Source organism: Agromyces molybdatiresistens (assembly GCF_052748445.2).
Genome location: NZ_CM188258.1, coordinates 1,940,206 through 1,956,312 on the forward strand (window position 1 = coordinate 1,940,206; position 16,107 = coordinate 1,956,312).

Consider the following 16,107-nt stretch of genomic DNA (forward strand, 5'->3'; position numbering starts at 1 on the left):
AGAGCGGTGGACTGGATCGGGCCCCGACGCCGTGAGGCGATCGGGGCCCGATGCATGCGACGGATGCCGCGGCATCCGCTCATCGTCAGACGGCGCGGAACGCGGCGACCGCGTTGTGCCCGCCGAACCCGAAGGAGTTGCTGATCGCGATGAGGTCGCCCTCGCCGAGCGGACGCGGCGAGGTCACCACGTCGAGCGGGATCTCGGGGTCCTGCTCGTCGAGGTTGATCGTCGGGGGAGCGGTGCGCTCGTGGAGCGCCATCACCGTGAAGATCGACTCGATCGCGCCGGCCCCGCCGAGCAGGTGCCCGGTCGACGCCTTGGTCGCGGTCACGGCGATGTCGTCGAGCGCGTCGCCGAACACCCGGCGGAGCGCGTTGTACTCGGCGATGTCGCCGACCGGCGTGCTCGTGGCGTGCGCGTTCACGTGGCGCACGTCGCCGAGGCTGGCCCCGGCGCCCTCGATCGCGGCCTTCATCGCTCGCGCCGCAGCGGACCCCTCGGGGTCGGGCGCGGTGATGTGGTAGGCGTCGCTCGTGATCGCCCCGCCGAGCAGCTCGGCGTAGATGCGCGCTCCGCGCGCCTTCGCGTGCTCCTCGGTCTCGAGCACCAGCGCTGCCGCGCCCTCGCCCATGACGAAGCCGTCACGGCCCACGTCGTACGGGCGCGACGCGATCGCCGGGTCGTCGTTCCGGCGCGAGAGCGCCTGCATCGACGAGAACGACGCGATGGTGACGGGGTGGATCGCAGCCTCGGAGCCGCCGGCGATGACGACGTCGGCGACGCCGTCCTGCAGGTGCTCCCACGCGTTGACGAGCGACTCGGTGCTCGACGCGCAGGCCGACACCACGGTGCGGATGCCCGCGCGTGCGTGCAGGTCCATGCCGACCGCGGCGCCGGGGCCGTTCGGCATCAGCATGGGCACGGTCATCGGCAGCACGCGCCGCGGGCCGCGTTCGCGCAGGGTGTCCCACGCGTCGAGCAGCGTCCAGACGCCGCCGATGCCGGTCGCCCAGTCGATGGCGAGCCGCTCGGGCGCGACCTCGGGTGCGCCGGCGTCGGCCCACGCCTCACGCCCGGCGATCAGGGCGAACTGGCTGGACGGGTCGAGTCGCTTGAGCTCGTGGCGCTCGAGCACGTCGGCGGGCTGCACCTTGGCCGACGCGGCGAAGGTCACGGGCAGGTCGTACTTCCCGACCCACTCCTGTTCGATGGTGCGCGCGCCGGAATCACCGGCGAGCAGGGCCTTCCAACTGTCACGGGCGGTGCCGCCGATCGGCGTGGTCGCACCGATGCCCGTGATCACGATCTTCTTGGTCATACGAAGTCACTCCGATGGGGCGATGGGAACGTCAGGCGATGGAACGGAACGGACGGGCCGGCAGGTGCCGGCCCGTCCGCACGTTCCTAGGCCTGCGCGTTGACGATGAAGTCGACGGCGTCGCCGACGGTCTTGAGGTTCTTGACCTCTTCGTCGGGGATCTTGACGTCGAACTTCTCCTCGGCGTTGACGACGATCGTCATCATCGAGATGGAGTCGATGTCGAGGTCGTCGGTGAACGACTTGTCCGCCTCGACCGTGTCGGTCGCGATGCCGGTCTCGTCGTTGATGAGCTCGGCCAGGCCGGCAAGCACTTCTTCGCGGGTCGATGCCATGGTTCTTCTCCTTGCAGGGGGTGTCTCGTATGACCGAGACACAGTCTAGATGGACGGGGGTCGGCGGCTCAGGGCAGAACCACCACTTGGGCGCCGAACACGAGTCCGGCGCCGAAGCCGATCTGGAGGGCGAGGCCCCCCGACAGCTCGGGGTGCTCCTCGAGCAGGCGGTGCATCGCGAGCGGGATGGACGCCGCCGACGTGTTGCCGGTCGTCGCGATGTCGCGGCCGATCACGACCGACTCGGGCAGCTTCAGCTGCTTGGCGAACTCGTCGATGATGCGCATGTTCGCCTGGTGGGGGATGAACGCGGCGAGGTCGTCGGAGGTGACGCCAGCGGCATCCAGCGCCTCCTTGGCGACCTTCGCCATGTCCCACACGGCCCACCGGAAGACCGTCTGGCCCTCCTGACGGAGCGTCGGCCACTCCGAGGCGCCGTCACGGAACTCGGTGAGCGTGTGGTTCATGCCCACTGCGCCGGCCTTCGAGCCGTCCGAACCCCAGATGGTCGGGGCGATGGCGGGCTCGTCGCTCGGGCCGACGACGACCGCGCCTGCACCGTCGCCGAGCAGGAACGAGATCGTGCGGTCGGTCGGGTCGACGACGTCGGAGAGCTTCTCGGCGCCGATGACGAGCGCGTAGTGCGCGGCCCCGGCGCGGATGAGCGCGTCGGCCTGGGCGACGGCGTAGGCGTATCCCGCGCACGCGGCGTTCATGTCGTACGCCGCCGCCGGGTTCGCGCCCACGCGGTCGGCGACGACCGCGGCGATCGACGGCGTCTGCTGCACGTTCGAGATGGTGGCGACGATCACCAGGTCGATCTGCTCGGGCGCGATGCCGGACCGCTCGATCGCCTCGCGCCCCGCGTCGGTCGCCAGGTCGACCGCGAGGACGTCGGCGCCGGCGCGCACGCGGGTGATGATCCCCGTGCGCTGCCGGATCCACTCGTCGGACGAGTCGATCGGCCCGACGAGGTCGTCGTTCGGCACGGCGTTCTCACCGCGCGCGGCACCCACCGAGTACAGGCGGGTGTAGGCGGGTCCGGTCGACTGGCTGAGCGTGGGGTGCGTCATGCGTTCTCTCGTGTCGTGGGTGCGGGGTTCAGGCGGCCTGCTCGAGGAGCTCGATCGCGGCGGGCAGGTCGTCGGGGGTCTTCACGGCGACCGTCGGCACGCCCTTCAGCGCGCGCTTGGCGAGGCCGACGAGCGCGCCCGCGGGCGCGAGTTCGATGATCCCGGTCACGCCGGCGTCGGCGAAGGACGCCATGCACGCGTCCCAGCGGACGGGCGAGGCGACCTGGCCGACGAGCAGGTCGACGAAGTCGGCCCCGGATGCCACGGTCGAACCGTCGCGGTTCGTCCAGAGCGTGAGCGCGGGATCGGCAGGGGAGAACGCGGACGCGACGGCGGCGAGGCGGTCGCGTGCGGGCTGCATGTAGCGGGTGTGGAAGGCGCCGGCCACCTGCAGGGGGATGACTCGTGCGCCCGCGGGGGGTTCGGCCTTCAGCTGCTCGAGTGCGTCGAGCGCGCCCGCGACGACGATCTGGCCGCCGCCGTTGAAGTTCGCGGGCTCGAGCCCGAGGGACTCGAGGCGCGAGAGCAGTTCGGCCTCGTCGGCGCCGATGACGGCGCTCATGCCCGTCGGGACCAGCGCCGCGGAGTCCGCCATCGCCCGACCCCGCTCACCGACGAAGCGCATGGCCTCGGCGTCGCCGAGGACGCCCGTCGCGGCGGCGGCGGTGATCTCGCCCACGGAGTGGCCGGCCACGCCGCCGACACGAGCGGCGCGGCCGTCGGCCGTGAGCGCGTCGAAGGCGAGGATCCCGGCCGCGACGATGAGCGGCTGCGCGATCGCGGTGTCGCGGATCGTGTCGGCGTCGCTCTCGGTGCCGTGCAGCGCGAGGTCGACGCCCGCGGCCTCGGAGAGGCCCGAGAGGCGGTCGGCGAACGCCGGCTCGGTGAGCCAGGGGGCGAGGAAGCCGGGGGTCTGGGAGCCCTGACCAGGGCAGACGACGACGATCACCGTCTCAGTCTGCCAATCCCGGCGGAGCGATGTGTGTGCACTCGCCACAAGGTATTCGCCGGACCCTTGTCTTGGCAGTACATGCCGGGGATCAGTTCGCGGGACGGCGGCGCGGCGCCGACTCATGGTCGCTCATCGACCCGATGATGAGCGCCGACTGCAGGATCAACGCCTCGCGGGCGCCCGTGGCATCCCAGCCGATCACGTCGGAGACGCGCTTCAGGCGGTAGCGCACCGTGTTCGGGTGGACGAAGAGCTCGCGCGCGGTCGCCTCGAGCGAGCGGCCGTTGTCGAGGTAGCTCCAGAGCGTCGTGAGCAGCTCGGTCGAGTGCGCCTGCAACGGGCGGTAGATGCGGTGCACGAGCGTCGCACGCGCGAGCGGGTCGCCCGCGAGCGCGCGCTCGGGCAACAGGTCGTCGGCGTGCACCGGGCGCGGCGCATGCCGCCACGACCGCGCCACCGCGAAGCCCGCGAGTGCCGCCTTGGCGCTCTTCGACGCGTCGACGAGGTTCGGCACCTCGTGGCCGAGCACGAGGTGCCCGGGCCCGAAGTTCGACTCGAGCTGCGTCGCGATCTCCATGAAGGACAGCGCGGGCGCGGTGCCGACCGACTCCTCGGATTCGGCGCCGCGCGGCTCCGCGCGGCCGATGACCACGACCAGGCGGTTGCCCTGGACACCGATCAGGACGTCGGCGTGCATGTGCCGGGCAGCACGGCGCACCTGGTCGACGTCGAAGAGCTTCGGAGCGGTGCCCACGAGCACCGCGACCTCGCCGTGCCCGTGCCAGCCGAGCGCCGCGATGCGGCTCGGGAGCTCGTCGTCGTACTCGCCCGAGAGGATCGAGTCGACCACGAGCGCCTCGAGGCGCGCGTCCCAGAGGCCGCGCGCCTCGGCGGCACGTGCGTAGACGTCGGCGGCGGCGAAGGCGATCTCGCGCGAGTAGAGCAGGATCGCCTCCCGCAGCGGCTCGCCGCCGTCCTTCACGCGCTCCTCGACGACCTCGACGGTCACGCGGATCAGCTGGAGCGTCTGCTGCAGGCTCACCGAGCGGAGCAGCTCCCGCGGCGCCGCGCCGAACACGTCCGCCGCGATCCACGGCGTCGACTTCGGGTCGTCGAACCAGGCGATGAACGACGAGATGCCCGCCTGGGCCACGAGGCCCACCGCCGAACGGCGGCTCGGCGGCATCTCGCCGTACCAGGGCAGCGTGTCCTCCAGGCGCTTCAGCGTCTGCGTGGACAACTCACCCGAGATGGTCCGCAACCACGCGAGCGTCTCCGCCTTGGTCCTGGGCTTCGCTGCCACCGTCTCGACGCCTGCTAGCTCTCGCCGCCGGCGTTGCCGGTCGTGCCCGCGTTGACGTCGTGGAGCCGGTACCGCTCGATCGCCTGCGCCGGCAGCGACCGGTCGACCTCGCCTCGCTCGGCGAGCATCTGCAGCGTCCGAACCACGACCGACGGTCCGTCGATCTTGAAGAAGCGACGCGCCGCCGGGCGCGTGTCCGAGAAGCCGAAGCCGTCGGCGCCGAGCGTTGCGTACTGGCCGGGGACGTACGGGCGGATCTGCTCCTGCACGGCGTGCATGTAGTCGGACACCGCGACGAACGGGCCACGCGCGCCTGCGAGCTTCTGCGTGAGGTAGGGCACGTGGCGGTCGGCCTCGGGGTGCAGGAAGTTGTGCTCGTCGGCGGCCAGGCCGTCGCGCGCGAGCTCGGACCAGCTGGTCACCGACCAGACGTCGGCCGAAACGCCCCAGTCCTGCGCGAGCAGGTGCTGGGCCTCGATGATCCACGGCACGGCGACGCCGGACGCGAGCAGCTGCGCCTTCGGCCCGTCGCCCGAACCCTCCGCGACGCGGTGGATGCCCTTGACGATGCCCTCGACGTCGACGCCCTCCGGCTCGGCCGGCTGCACGAGCGGCTCGTTGTAGACCGTCAGGTAGTACATGACGTTCGGGTCCTCGTGGTCGCCGCCGTACATGCGCTGCAGGCCCGACCGTACGATGTGGCCGGTCTCGTAGCCGTAGGCCGGGTCGTAGGAGACGACCGCGGGGTTCGTCGACGCCAGCAGCGGCGAGTGCCCGTCGGCGTGCTGCAGGCCCTCGCCCGTGAGCGTGGTGCGGCCGGCCGTCGCGCCGATGATGAAGCCGCGCGCCATCTGGTCGCCCGCCGCCCACATCGCGTCGCCCGTGCGCTGGAATCCGAACATCGAGTAGAAGACGTAGATCGGGATCAACGGCTCGCCCTGCGTGGAGTACGAGGTGCCGACGGCCGTGAACGCGGCCAGCGCGCCGGCCTCGTTGATGCCGACGTGCACGATCTGGCCCTGCGGGCTCTCCTTGTAGGCCAGGAGCAGTTCGCGGTCGACCGACGTGTAGTGCTGGCCCATCGGGTTGTAGATCTTCGCGTTCGGGAAGAACGCGTCCATGCCGAAGGTGCGCGCCTCGTCGGGGATGATCGGGACGATCCGGTTGCCGAAGTCCTTGGACCGCATGAGGTCCTTCAGGAGCCGGACGAACGCCATGGTCGTCGCGACCTCCTGCGTGCCCGACCCCTTCTTGGCGATCGCGTACGCCGAGTCGTCGGGCAGCGAGATGGCGGTGTGGTTCGTCCTCCGCTCCGGCAGGTAGCCGCCGAGCTCGCGGCGACGCTCGTGGAGGTACTGGATCGCCTCGTCGTCGTCACCGGGGTGGTAGTACGGCGGCAGGTACGGGTTCTCCTCGAGCTGCGCGTCGGAGATCGGGATGCGCATGGTGTCGCGGAACGTCTTGAGGTTGTCCAGCGTCATCTTCTTCATCTGGTGCGTCGCATTGCGACCCTCGAAGGCCGGACCGAGGCCGTAGCCCTTGATGGTCTTGGCGAGGATGACGGTGGGCTGGCCGGTGTGCTCGGTCGCCGCCTTGAACGCCGCGTACACCTTGCGGTAGTCGTGGCCGCCGCGCTTGAGGTTCCAGATCTGGTCGTCGGAGAGATCCTTGACCAGCTCGAGCGCCCGCGGGTCGCGGCCGAAGAAGTTCTCGCGCACGTACGCGCCGGACTCCGCCTTGTAGGTCTGGTAGTCGCCGTCGGGCGTGACGTTCATGAGGTTGCGCAGCGCGCCGTCCTGGTCGCGGGCGAGCAGGTCGTCCCACTCGCGGCCCCAGACGACCTTGATGACGTTCCAGCCTGCGCCGCGGAAGAAGCTCTCGAGCTCCTGGATGATCTTGCCGTTGCCGCGGACCGGACCGTCGAGGCGCTGCAGGTTGCAGTTGATGACGAAGGTCAGGTTGTCCAGGCCCTCGTTGGCGGCGACCTGGAGCTGGCCACGGCTCTCGACCTCGTCCATCTCGCCGTCGCCGAGGAAGGCCCAGACGTGCTGGTCGGAGGCGTCCTTGATGCCGCGGTTGGTGAGGTACTTGTTCGCCTGCGCCTGGTAGATCGCGTTGATCGGGCCGAGGCCCATGGACACGGTCGGGAACTGCCAGAACTCCGGCATGAGGCGCGGGTGCGGGTAGGACGAGAGGCCGTTCGGGGCGTGCGACTTCTCCTGGCGGAAGCCGTCGAGCTGGTCGGTGGAGAGCCGGCCCTCGAGGAATGCGCGCGCGTAGGTGCCGGGGGAGGCGTGGCCCTGGATGAAGATCTGGTCGCCGCCGCCCGGGTGGTCCTGGCCGCGGAAGAAGTGGTTGAAGCCCACCTCGTACAGCGCGGCCGACGACGCGTAGGTCGAGATGTGGCCGCCGACGCCGATGCCGGGGCGCTGCGCGCGGTGCACGAGCATCGCGGCGTTCCAGCGGATCCACGCCCGGTAGCGGCGCTCGATGTCCTCGTCGCCGGGGAACTCCGGCTCGTTCTCGGGCGCGATCGTGTTCAGGTAGTCCGTCGTCGGCACCATGGGGACGCCGAGGTGGAGCTCCTTCGAGCGCTTGAGCAGGCTGAGCATGATCTCACGCCCGCGCTGGTGGCCCTTCTCGGCGACGAGGGCGTCGAGGGACTCGGCCCACTCATTGGTCTCCTCCGGATCGGAGTCCATCGCCTCGACCGAGTACGGGTCCTGGTCGTTGACAGTCACACTCGACCTCTCTCTTCAGCAGATCGTGCCTCTGATCCATGCGTTGCGCACGACGAAGACCGGGTCACGGTCGGGGGCACCACGCCATCCTAGTGATTCTATGCCGCTGCATGACGGCCTAGGCTGGGGCGCGTCCGGTCAGCACCCGAGGGAGGCGCCGTGATCCTCGGTCCCGGGGCGGTCGCGCCCGACTTCGCACTGCCCGACCTGCACGGCGCCCCGCAGCGCCTTGCCGACCGGCGCGGCGTCCGCCCGGTGGTGCTCGCATTCGTGCCGTTCGCGTTCTCTCGCATCTGCACCCGGGAGCTGGCAGAGCTCGACGGCGCCCGGCCCGTGTTCGACGCCGCAGGGGCCGAGCTCCTCGTGGCCTCGGTCGACTCCAAGCACGCACTCAGGGCCTGGGCCGAGGAGCAGGGCGTCGGCCTCGCGCTCCTGTCCGACTTCTGGCCGCACGGCGCGACGGCACGCGCTTACGGCGCGTTCGACGAGCGCGCGGGGTACGCACGACGCGCCTCGTTCGCGATCGGCGCCGACGGCGTCATCCGCTCGTCGTTCGAGGCCGCTCCGGGTGAGGCGCGCCCGCTCGATGCGTACCGCGGGGCCCTCGACTCGCTCGGGTGAGGCGAGGGCGAGCGGATGCCGCGGGCTCGCGACGCTACGATCGGAGTACCGCTGCGCGCGGTGGGGGCCTTTAGCTCAGTTGGTAGAGCGCCACGCTTACACCGTGGATGTCGTCGGTTCGAGCCCGGCAGGGCCCACCCACGACGTCCCTCCGTTCCCGCGATCAGGCCGGGAGCACCCACGCGTCGTCGTCGATGATCGGCACGTCGCGGCCATCGGCCGCCACGCCTGTGATCGAGACCCCCGGACCGCCGACCACGACGTCGGTGTGCACCGCGGCCACGCGGTTCACCCCGGCCGACCCATCGCCGTCGGGCACGACCATCGGGAATCCCTGCCCCCACGCGATGTGCGAGCCGGCGTTCTCGTCGTAGAGCATGTCGTGGAAGAGGACGCCCGCGCGTCGAACGCGCGATGCGCCGTCGACGAGCGCGACCTCGCCGAGCCGGCGCGCGTTCGGGTCCGAGTCGAGCTGTGCGAGCACGGCGTCGAGCCCGCGGTCCGCGGTCGCGTCGACGATCCGGCCGCCCTCGAACGTGAGCTCGAGCCCGTCGACGAGCACCCCGGACGGCAACAGCAGGAACGGCCGGGTCGTCGCGATCGTGCCGTCCGCCCGCGTGGGATCGGGCGACGTGAACACCTCCTCGGTCGGGATGTTCGGGCTGTACTCCACCCCGGCGGAGGTCTGCATGGTCGCGGCCATCCATCGCCACTTCGGGTGGAGGCCGATCTCGAGGTCGGTGCCGGGACCTGTGTACCGCACGGCCGTGAGGTCGAGCGCGTCGACGGCGGCCGCACGCCGCCGCAGGCGGGCCGTATGGGCCAGCCACTCGGCGACCGGGTCGTCGGCGTCGAGACCGACCGCGGTGCCGACGGCCTGCCAGAGCCGGTCGAGGTCGGGCTCGCCGAACACCGCGCGCGCCCAGCCCGCGTTCGGCGCGGCCACGATGCACCATTGCAGCCCGCCGGCCATGAGGGCTGCGCGCTCGCGTCCGGCGAGCTCGACGGGGTTCGCCGCGACCGCTGCGGCGGAGTCGACGTCGTCCATCAGGTGCGGGTCGGGGTTGCCGGTGATCCGGAGGAACGCGAGACCCGGCTCCTCCAGGCGCTCGGCCGCGGCCCGGTCGCGAGGCGTGCCGGCCGCGAGCACGGGGCCGGCCCCGTGCACGATGCCCGACCGGCGGACGTGGTCGTCCTGGTACTCGACGTCGACGAATCCCGCACCGGCGTCGTAGGCCGCCTCGACGACGGCGCGGACGAGCGCGGCGTGCTCGACGAGCGCCCGGACGACGAGCGTCTGGCCCGGCTGCAGGTTGAGTCCGCCGCGGACCACGACGTCCGAGTAGCGGGCGAGGAGCTCCGGGGTCGTGAAGTCGGCCATGCGGCGGATGCTACTGACGCCCTGACGGGGCGGCAACCACGGTCGGGGTGGGCGGGCGGGTTCGGCGTAGGCTGGGGCGCGTGCCAGCCAGCCTCGCCGACGTCCTCTCGACCGTGGAGCGCCTGTGGCCCGCCTCCGGGGCCGAGCCGTGGGATGCGCCGGGCCTCGTGACCGGCGACCCGTCGCGCGAGGTGTCGCGCGTGCTGCTCTCCGTCGATGCGGTCTCGGCGACCGTCGAGGAGGCCGTGGCATCCGGTTCCGACCTGATGATCGCGCACCATCCGCTGCTGCTCCGCGGCGTCACCTCCATCGCCGAGGACCGCTACAAGGGCGCCCTGCTCGCGCGGCTGATCCGCGCCGACTGCGCCCTCGTGGGTGCGCACACGAACGCCGACATCGTCGAGATCGGGACGTCGGCGGTGCTCGCCGACCGGCTCGGCCTCGTCGACGCGGTGCCGATCGTGGCGAACGCGACGGATGCCGCGCGCGGCCTCGGACGCGTGGGGCGTCTCGCCGAACCGACGACGCTCGGCCGGCTCGCGCGCCGCCTCGCGGAGATCCTCCCGCCCACGGCGACGGGTGTGCGCGTCGCCGGCGGGTTCGACGACACCGTCGAGACCGTCGCCGTCTGCGGGGGAGCGGGCGACTCGCTGCTCGCGCACGAAGCCGTACGTGCCGCCGACGTCTACGTCACCGCCGACCTGCGCCATCACCCCGCCTCCGAGGCTCGCGAGCAGGCGGTGCTCGGGGGCGGTCCGGCGCTCGTCGATGTGTCGCACTGGGCGAGCGAATGGCTGTGGCTGGATGCCGCGGCTCGCGAGCTGCGCGACGCGCACCCCGAGCTCGAGGTCGTCGTCAGCGACCTCCGCACCGATCCGTGGGACTTCCAGGTCGTGCAGTGACCGCATCCGCGACGATCCCCCCGACACCCGTCAGCCCCGACCCGACCCCCACGAGGAGCACCACGTGAAGGCCAGCCCCGCCGACCAGGAGCAGCTGCTCCGTCTCCAGGCCATCGACACCCGGTTGCAGCAGCTCGCGCACCGGCTGCGCTCGCTGCCGCAGACGGCCGAGCTCGCCGCCCTCGGCGAGCGCGACACCGCCGTTCGGGGCCGACGGGCCGAAGCGTTCGGCGCGCTCGAGGATGCGCGCACCGAGCTCGGCCGGATCGAGTCCGACGTCGAGGTCGTCGAGAAGCGCATCGCCCGCGACGCGGATCGGCTGACGCACACGTCGTCGATGAAGGACGTCCAGGCGCTTGAGGCCGAGCTCGTGTCGCTCCGCAAGCGCCTGAGCGACCTCGAGGACGCCGAACTGGTCGTGATGGAGAAGGTCGAGGCGGCGGAGGGCCGCGTGGCCGAGATCGACCGCGAGCGTGCCGAGCTCGCCGAGTCGGCCGCGACGCTGGAGGCCGCGCGCGACGAGGCCGCGGGCGGGCTGGGGACCGAGCGCGAGCACGCCGAGCGCGACCGGGCGACCATCGCGGATACCCTGCCCGACGACCTCCTCCGCTTCTACGAGGACCGCCGGGTGCGCGGCGGCGGCATCGGCGCGGCGCTGCTGCGCCAGCGCACCTGCGGGGGCTGCACGATCACGCTCACGGGCTCCGACCTCGAGGCCGTGCGCCGCGCTGCCGAGGACGAGGTCGTGCAGTGCCCGGAGTGCGACCGGATCCTGGTCCGCACGGCCGAATCCGGCCTCTGAGCCGCGTCACGCGCGGCGCGCGGTAGCCTTGGAGGGCGAGCGGGTCGGCAAGACGGCCGCGTCGCCCGAGCGATCGGGCGCCGAGGAACGTCCGGGCTCCGCAGGGCAGGACGGTGGGTAACGCCCACCCGGGGTGACCCGCGAGACAGTGCCACAGAAAGCAGACCGCCACGGGCTCCGGCCCGCGGTAAGGGTGAAACGGTGGGGTAAGAGCCCACCAGCGGCCGCGGTGACGCGGTCGGCTCGGTAAACCTCGTCCGGAGCAAGGTCAGACAGGGAACCATGGGGCTGCCCGTCCCGTTCCCGGGTAGGCCGCTGGAGGGCTGCGGTGACGCAGCTCCGAGAGAGATGGCCGTCCAGCCGGTGTCGCGCAAGCGCCCGGTGAACAGAACCCGGCGTATCAGCCGGCCCGCTCGCCCCCGGTCCCCGCTCCGCGGTCGCGTGCGGCTCGCGCGGCAGGAGCGGCTCAGAACCTCGCGGCGAGCGCCGCGGCGCCGAGGATCCCCGCGTTGTTGCGGTGCACCGCGGGCACGATCGGGGTCGCCAGGTCGAGCATGGGCAGGAACTGCTCGTGGTGCTTCGACACGCCGCCGCCGACGACGAACAGGTCGGGGGAGAAGAGGAACTCGACGTGCGCGTAGTAGCGCTGCAGCCGCGCCGCCCAGGCCTCCCACGACAGGTTCTCGCGCTCCATGGCGGAGTACGCCGCACGCGACTCGGCGTCGTGCCCGTCGAGCTCGAGGTGGCCGAGCTCGGTGTTCGGCACGACCACTCCGTCGAAGATGAGCGCCGAGCCGATGCCGGTGCCGAGCGTGGTGAGGATCACGAGGCCGTCCTCGTCCTTCGCCGCGCCGAACCGCGCCTCGGCGTAGCCGGCGGCATCCGCGTCGTTGATGAAGTGGATCTCGCTCCGCAGTTCCTTCTCGAACAGGCGCTCGGCTTCGAGGCCGATCCACTCGTCGGAGACGTTCGCCGCGGAGAGGGTGCGGCCGTGCTTGACGATGGCGGGGAAGCACACGCCGAGCGGCAGCCCGGTGTGGCCGCGATCGGCGACCTCGGCGAGCAGTTCGGCGGTCGCCTGCAGGATGTCGTCCGGTCGGCCGCCGGGGGGCGTCCTGACCTTGATCCGCTCGGTGACGAGGTCCCCGGTGCCCAGGTCGACCACCGCGCCCTTGATGCCGGTGCCGCCGATGTCGATGCCGATCGCCCGTTCAGTCGCCATGGCGCCACGATACCGCGCGGTCGTCTCTCGCCCGGAGGCCGGCGGCTACGGCAGCGTGAGGATCTCGGCGCCCCGCTCGGTGACGACGAGGGTGTGCTCGAACTGGGCGGTGAGCGACCGGTCGCGGGTGACGACGGTCCAGTCGTCGGTCCAGAGGTCCCACTCGGTCGTCCCGAGCGTGAGCATCGGCTCGATCGTGAACACCATGCCGGTCTCGATCACCGTGGTCGCGTTCGGGTCGTCGAAGTGGGGGATCACGAGCCCCGTGTGGAACGCCCGGCCGACGCCGTGCCCGGTGTAGTCGCGCACGACGCCGTAGCCGAACCGCTTCGCGTACGACTCGATCGCACGCCCGATGACGTTCACCTGCCGGCCCGGGGCGACGGCGCGGATGCCGCGGGCGAGGGCCTCGCGCGTGCGCTCGACGAGCAGGCGCGCCTCCTCGTCGGCGTCGCCGACCAGGAAGGTCGCGTTGAGGTCGCCGTGCATGCCGTCGAGGTAGGCGGTCACGTCGAGGTTCACGAGGTCGCCGTCGGCGAGCACCGTGTCGTCGGGGATGCCGTGGCAGACGACCTCGTTGACCGACGTGCACGACGACTTGGGGAAGCCGCGGTAGCCGAGCGTCGACGGGTAGGCGCCGTGCGCGACGACGTACTCGTGCGCGATCCCGTCGAGCTCGTCGGTCGTGACCCCGGGACGGATGGCGGCGGCGGCGGCCTCGATCGCGCCCGCCGCGACCTTCCCGGCGGCGCGGATGCGCTGGATCTCGTCGGGGGAGTAGCGGTCGCCGCCGGTGTTCGGCGACGGCGCCGGCCGGCCGACGTACTCGGGTCGGGCGATCGAGGACGGCACGGCGCGCGTCGGCGACAGTCGGCCGGGGATCAGATGGCCGGCAGGGTCCTTGGGCATAGGATCAGCCTATGTCGAGGGACGTGGAGCATCAGTTCTGGTACAACCTCAACACCGGCGAGGTCGAGGAGGGTCTCGTCTCGCCGGCGGTCGAGCGGGTCGGTCCGTTCGAGACGCGCGCCGAGGCCGAGCAGGCGCTCGAGATCCTGCGTGCGAACAGCGCGAAGTGGGCCGAGGAGGAGGCCGCCGAGGAGTGAGCCGTCCGAACCTGCGAGAGCGCGTCAGTACGAGTGCTCGTCCGTCGGATAGGCGCCTGAGGCGACATCGTCCCGCCACGCGCGGGCGGCGTCGCCGAGGATGCCCGCCAGGTTCGCGTACTGCTTGACGAACCGCGGGATGCGCCCGGTGGTGAGCCCGGCCCAGTCCGTCCACACCAGCAGCTGGCCGTCGCAGTGCGGGCCGCCGCCGACGGAGATCGTCGGGATGTGCAGCAGCTCGGTGACCTGGCGCGCGGCGTCCGCCGGCACCATCTCGAGCACGACCGCGAACGCGCCCGCCTCCTGCACCGCCTCGGCGTCGGCGAGCAATTGCTTCACGCCCTCGCCCCGGCCCTGGATGATGTGACCGCCGAGGCCGTGCTCGCTCTGCGGCGTGTAGCCGATGTGCGCCATGACCGGGATGCCCGCGCCGACGATGCGGCGGATCTGCTTCTGGCTGCGTTCGCCGCCTTCGAGCTTCACCGCGTGGGCGCCGGCCTCCTTCATGAACCGGATGGCGGTGTGCAGCGCCTCGTCGGGGCCGTTCTCGTACGAGCCGAACGGCATGTCGGCGACCACGAAAGCGCGCTCGACGGCGCCTGCGACCGCCCGCGTGAGCGGGATCAGCTCGTCGACCGTGACCGGAAGGGTGGTCTCGTAGCCGAGGACGTTGTTGCCCGCCGAGTCGCCGACGAGGAGGAAGTCGATGCCGGCCTCGTCGAAGATGCGCGCGGTGAGCTGGTCGTAGCTCGTGAGCCCGGTGATCCTGATGCCGTCGCGCTTGGCGTTCTGGAAGTGCCGGGTGCGGACGCGCTTCGGGCCGCTCGTGGTGGTCGATGCACCGCCGTAGGGGTTCTCGGCCACGGGGGCCTCGGAGGGGGTCGCTGCGCCGTCGGATGCGTGGTCGGACATGGCGCCAGTCTCGCACAGCACCGGCGTCATCCGGACGGGACCGGGGAGCCCGACCGACTACGCTGAGAGCATCGAGGAAGGGTGTGCATGGACAAGCAGCGCGACTTCGTTCTCCGGACCATCGAGGAACGAGGAGTCAAGTTCGTCAGGCTCTGGTTCACGGACGTCGTCGGCACGCTGAAGTCGGTCGCGATCGCGCCGGCCGAGGTCGAGGGGGCCTTCACCGAGGGGATCGGCTTCGACGGCTCCGCCATCGAGGGCCTCAGCCGAACCTTCGAATCCGACCTGCTCGCGTTCCCCGACCCCACGACCTTCCAGACCCTGCCGTGGCGGGGCGACATCGATCCCACCGCGCGGATGTTCTGCGACATCACGACGCCCGACGGAGAACCGGCGGTCGCCGACCCGCGCAACGTGCTGAAGCGCACGCTCGCCCGCGCCGCCGATGCCGGGTTCACCTTCTACACGCACCCCGAGATCGAGTTCTACCTGCTCAAGTCCTCGAAGTACGGGCCGGAGGGACCGCAGCCGGTCGACTCGGCGGGCTACTTCGACAACGTGCCCGGCGGCACCGCGCACGACTTCCGACGCCGTTCCGTCCGCATGCTCGAGGACCTCGGCATCTCGGTCGAGTTCAGCCACCACGAGGCGGGACCGGGCCAGAACGAGATCGACCTCCGCTACGCGGACGCGCTCACCACGGCCGACAACATCATGACCTTCCGTACGGTCGTCAAGGAGGTCGCGATCGAGCAGGGCGTCTACGCGACGTTCATGCCGAAGCCGTTCTCCGACAAGCCCGGCTCGGGCATGCACACGCACCTCTCGCTCTTCGAGGGCGACGCGAACGCGTTCTACGAACCCGGCGCCCAGTACCAGCTCTCCAAGATCGGCCGGCAGTTCATCGCGGGCCTGCTCCGTCATGCGAACGAGATCTCGGCCGTCACCAACCAGTTCGTGAACTCCTACAAGCGCCTCTGGGGCGGCGACGAGGCCCCGAGCTTCATCTGCTGGGGCCACAACAACCGCTCGGCATTGGTGCGCGTGCCGCTGTACAAGCCCAACAAGGGGCAGAGCGCACGCGTCGAGTACCGCGCGATCGACTCCGCGGCGAACCCCTATCTCGCGTTCTCGCTGCTGCTCGCCGCGGGCCTCAAGGGCATCGAGGAGGGCTACGAGCTGCCGTCCGAGGCCGAGGACGACGTGTGGGCGCTGACCGACAGCGAGCGCCGCGCGCTCGGCTACCGGCCGCTGCCCGCGAGCCTCGACCACGCGATCGAGTACATGGAGACCTCCGAGCTCGTCGCCGACACGCTCGGCGAGCACGTCTTCAACTACGTGCTCGCGAACAAGCGCGCCGAGTGGCGCGACTACCGGACGCAGGTCACCCCGTTCGAGCTGCAGCGCAACCTCGAGATCCTCTGACGGTCGGCATC

The 16,107-nt window shown here is 71.4% G+C and carries 15 protein-coding genes, 1 tRNA gene and 1 other RNA gene; 7 read left to right on the plus strand and 10 right to left on the minus strand.

Translation table 11 applies throughout. The annotated features are described in order from the left end of the window. Nucleotides 1–85: 85 nt before the first annotated feature. From ACULK2_RS08950 to aceE, 6 genes are all read right to left on the minus strand, one after another. Nucleotides 86–1,321, minus strand: coding sequence for a beta-ketoacyl-[acyl-carrier-protein] synthase family protein (locus ACULK2_RS08950; RefSeq protein WP_445969495.1), 1,236 nt, complete (start codon nucleotides 1,319–1,321; stop codon nucleotides 86–88). An 86-nt stretch (nucleotides 1,322–1,407) separates the two neighbouring features. After that, the gene (locus ACULK2_RS08955; protein WP_129234072.1) at nucleotides 1,408–1,656 is read right to left on the minus strand and encodes an acyl carrier protein; all 249 of its coding nucleotides are present in this window, start codon (nucleotides 1,654–1,656) and stop codon (nucleotides 1,408–1,410) included. 68 nt (nucleotides 1,657–1,724) lie between these two features. Continuing rightward, nucleotides 1,725–2,729 carry a beta-ketoacyl-ACP synthase III gene (locus ACULK2_RS08960; RefSeq protein WP_445969494.1) on the minus strand — a complete coding sequence of 335 codons (1,005 nt, stop codon included), beginning with the start codon at nucleotides 2,727–2,729 and terminating at the stop codon, nucleotides 1,725–1,727. A 28-nt stretch (nucleotides 2,730–2,757) separates the two neighbouring features. Beyond that, nucleotides 2,758–3,678 (minus strand): ACP S-malonyltransferase, encoded by a 921-nt coding sequence (locus ACULK2_RS08965; RefSeq protein ID WP_445969493.1) that lies wholly within the window; start codon nucleotides 3,676–3,678, stop codon nucleotides 2,758–2,760. Between the two features lie 91 nt (nucleotides 3,679–3,769). Then, a complete protein-coding gene (locus ACULK2_RS08970) occupies nucleotides 3,770–4,984 on the minus strand; it encodes a PucR family transcriptional regulator (protein ID WP_445969492.1) in 1,215 nt (404 codons plus the stop codon). A gap of 14 nt (nucleotides 4,985–4,998) precedes the next feature. Further along, entirely contained in the window at nucleotides 4,999–7,725 is a 2,727-nt protein-coding gene (gene aceE, locus ACULK2_RS08975; protein ID WP_445969491.1) for a pyruvate dehydrogenase (acetyl-transferring), homodimeric type, read from the minus strand. Between the two features lie 159 nt (nucleotides 7,726–7,884). Between aceE and ACULK2_RS08980 the strand changes: the two genes are divergently transcribed. Together ACULK2_RS08980 and ACULK2_RS08985 are read left to right on the plus strand one after the other, a co-directional pair. Then, a complete protein-coding gene (locus ACULK2_RS08980; protein ID WP_445969490.1) occupies nucleotides 7,885–8,346 on the plus strand; it encodes a peroxiredoxin in 462 nt (153 codons plus the stop codon). Between the two features lie 64 nt (nucleotides 8,347–8,410). Next, nucleotides 8,411–8,483, plus strand: a tRNA-Val gene (locus tag ACULK2_RS08985). Nucleotides 8,484–8,509: 26 nt separating this feature from the next. Here the strand turns inward: ACULK2_RS08985 and ACULK2_RS08990 are convergent. Next, complete coding sequence (locus ACULK2_RS08990) at nucleotides 8,510–9,727, minus strand: aminopeptidase (RefSeq protein WP_445969489.1); 1,218 nt, start codon at nucleotides 9,725–9,727, stop codon at nucleotides 8,510–8,512. A gap of 80 nt (nucleotides 9,728–9,807) precedes the next feature. Between ACULK2_RS08990 and ACULK2_RS08995 the strand changes: the two genes are divergently transcribed. From ACULK2_RS08995 to rnpB, 3 genes are all read left to right on the plus strand, one after another. Next, a complete protein-coding gene (locus tag ACULK2_RS08995; RefSeq protein WP_445969488.1) occupies nucleotides 9,808–10,629 on the plus strand; it encodes a Nif3-like dinuclear metal center hexameric protein in 822 nt (273 codons plus the stop codon). Nucleotides 10,630–10,693: 64 nt separating this feature from the next. Continuing rightward, a complete protein-coding gene (locus ACULK2_RS09000; RefSeq protein ID WP_445969487.1) occupies nucleotides 10,694–11,431 on the plus strand; it encodes a zinc ribbon domain-containing protein in 738 nt (245 codons plus the stop codon). A 40-nt stretch (nucleotides 11,432–11,471) separates the two neighbouring features. Next, nucleotides 11,472–11,847, plus strand: an RNA gene (rnpB, locus tag ACULK2_RS09005) — RNase P RNA component class A. 50 nt (nucleotides 11,848–11,897) lie between these two features. On the opposite strand, the gene ppgK is transcribed toward rnpB, so the two are convergent. After that, entirely contained in the window at nucleotides 11,898–12,653 is a 756-nt protein-coding gene (gene ppgK / locus ACULK2_RS09010) for a polyphosphate--glucose phosphotransferase (protein ID WP_445969486.1), read from the minus strand. A 45-nt stretch (nucleotides 12,654–12,698) separates the two neighbouring features. Further along, nucleotides 12,699–13,562, minus strand: coding sequence for a type I methionyl aminopeptidase (gene map / locus ACULK2_RS09015; protein WP_445969485.1), 864 nt, complete (start codon nucleotides 13,560–13,562; stop codon nucleotides 12,699–12,701). A gap of 11 nt (nucleotides 13,563–13,573) precedes the next feature. Between map and ACULK2_RS09020 the strand changes: the two genes are divergently transcribed. Continuing rightward, the gene (locus ACULK2_RS09020) at nucleotides 13,574–13,759 is read left to right on the plus strand and encodes an SPOR domain-containing protein (RefSeq protein WP_129233531.1); all 186 of its coding nucleotides are present in this window, start codon (nucleotides 13,574–13,576) and stop codon (nucleotides 13,757–13,759) included. 24 nt (nucleotides 13,760–13,783) lie between these two features. Here ACULK2_RS09020 and panB read toward each other — a convergent pair whose 3' ends face one another. Continuing rightward, entirely contained in the window at nucleotides 13,784–14,671 is an 888-nt protein-coding gene (panB, locus tag ACULK2_RS09025; RefSeq protein WP_445969484.1) for a 3-methyl-2-oxobutanoate hydroxymethyltransferase, read from the minus strand. Between the two features lie 87 nt (nucleotides 14,672–14,758). On the opposite strand from panB, the gene ACULK2_RS09030 reads away from it, so the two are divergent. After that, on the plus strand, nucleotides 14,759–16,096 hold the full coding sequence (locus ACULK2_RS09030; protein WP_155051276.1) for a glutamine synthetase family protein: 1,338 nt from the start codon (nucleotides 14,759–14,761) through the stop codon (nucleotides 16,094–16,096). Nucleotides 16,097–16,107: the final 11 nt, after the last annotated feature.